Here is a 465-nt window from a genome sequence, read left to right on the forward strand (position 1 = left end):
TCGAGTTGGATTCTGAGTAGCTTTGTTAGGCGAGCTTGGTTCCGTAAAATCTAATAGATGAACTGTAATCGATGAGTTTGAAGCTGAGCGGGAATTAAGAAATGAAGAGGCCGAGAACATTGCGTTTCTCGGCCTTATTTTTATGGAAGACTGAGCGTGAGTTAAGAGAGCTTAAACTTGCTTAACTCACCGTGTAAATCTCCAGCTTTTACGGTCAGTTCGTTACTGATTGCTACTGATGATGTCATGGTGTCCATCACTTCCACAGCGGTGTCATTGATGATCACTACATTGCGGTTAATCTCTTCTGACACTGAGCTTTGCTCTTCGGCAGCCGAAGCAATCTGATTGTTCATGTCGTTAATCACTTCAATTGCTTGGTTGATTTCAGACAAGGCGAGGTGTGCAGCTTGGGTTTCCCCTTTGGTATCGTTCGCTTGCTTCTGGCTTTGCTCCATCAATATC

The 465-nt window shown here is 44.1% G+C and carries 1 pseudogene; it reads right to left on the reverse strand.

The features are described 5' to 3' along the window. Window positions 1–161 precede the first annotated feature (161 nt). A pseudogene (locus tag AB4486_RS26580) lies at window positions 162–465 on the reverse strand (methyl-accepting chemotaxis protein); the annotation flags it as partial.

Origin of the sequence: Vibrio sp. 10N.222.55.C6, from assembly GCF_041473395.1 — a bacterium.
In the GTDB taxonomy this organism is placed as follows: Bacteria; Pseudomonadota; Gammaproteobacteria; order Enterobacterales; family Vibrionaceae; genus Vibrio; species Vibrio crassostreae_C.